A 1,490-nucleotide genomic window follows, 5' to 3' on the forward strand; every position below is an offset into this window, starting at 1 on the left:
GCAGCACGATCAGCCACATCGCATGCCGCCACCGTGACAGCAGCGCCCAACTCGGCCAGCTCATCACGCAGTTCAACCGCACCAGGAGCGTCCAGGCCGCGACGGCTGGTCAGCACCAGCTGCTCGGCACCGTTACGGACCAGCCAGCGCGCGACCTCCGCACCCAGCGCACCGGTGCCACCGGTGACCAGGACCGTACCGGACGGCTTCCAGGCGACACCCTCACCGCGCGGGGCCCGCACCAGACGACGGGTGAACACACCCGACGCCCGGACCGCGACCTGATCCTCAGCCCCGGCCAGCACACCGGCCAGCCGCGACAGCGCACGCTCGTCCAGCACCTCCGGCAGGTCGACCAGACCACCCCAACGCTCCGGGTGCTCCAGCGCCACCACCCGACCCAGACCCCAGACCTGAGCCTGCAGCGGGCTCGCCAGCCGGTCCGAGCGACCCGTCGACACCGCACCCCGCGTCACACACCACAGCGGAGCCGCGACACCCGCATCACCCAGCGCCTGCACCAGCGCCAGCGTCCCGGCCGTACCGTCGATGACTCCGCCACCGGCCGGGAGGACGGTCTCGTCCAGGGCCAGCAGCGACAGCACACCGGACACGGGCATGCCGTCTGCCGGCACCGACCGCAGCGACTCGGCCACCGAAGCGCGGTCCGTACCGGCCGGCTCCACCAAGCGCACACCCGCGCCCCGGCCGGACAGCGTCCGAACCACATCCGCCACAGTGGTGTCCTCAGCCGAGGCCACCACCAGCCAGGTGCCCGACAGCACACCAGCGTTGCCGTCCGTGACCGGCTTCCAGCTGTCGCGGTAGCGCCAGCCGTCCACCGTGGACTGCTCGCGGCTCTGCCGGCGCCAGGCCGACAGCGCGGGCAGCACCGAGCTCAGCGGCTGGTCGCCGTCCAGCTCCAGCGCGGAGGACAGCGCCTGAAGGTCACCCTTCTCCACGGCCTCCCAGAAGGTCGCATCCACCGCGTCAACGGGGACCTCGACCGTCGAAGCGGAACCGTCCGACTCCAGCCAGTACCGCTCACGCTGGAAGGCGTAGGTCGGCAGATCCACCCGGCGCGCACCACGGCCGCCGAGGAAGGACTGCCAGTCCACCCGAACACCCCGCACATGGGCCTCGGCCAGCGACGCGAACAGCCGCTCCAGGCCACCCTCCTGGCGACGCAGGGTACCGAACGCGGCGGCCTCACGGCCGCTCTGCTCGACGCTCTCCTGAACCGCCATCGCGAGCACCGGATGCGCGCTCACCTCGATGAACGTGCCAACAGCGTGCTCCTCCAGCAGCGCGCGGGTCGCGTCGGCGAACTCCACGGTGGCACGGAGGTTGGTGTACCAGTACTCGGCGTCCATACCCGAGCCGTCCACCAGCTCACCGGTCACCGTGGACAGCAGCGGCACCCGACCCGCCCGCGGGGTCACCTCACGCAGCACGTCCAGCAGCTCGGCGCGGATCGACTCCACCTGAGC

At 71.7% G+C, this 1,490-nt stretch carries 1 protein-coding gene; it reads right to left on the reverse strand.

Annotated features, from left to right (window positions below; translation table 11 throughout):
* Window positions 1-1,490 (reverse strand): KR domain-containing protein (locus ACWDAK_RS41245; RefSeq protein ID WP_449806595.1); only part of this gene is annotated, 1,490 nt, incomplete at both ends.

Source organism: Kitasatospora sp. NPDC001175, from assembly GCF_053598215.1.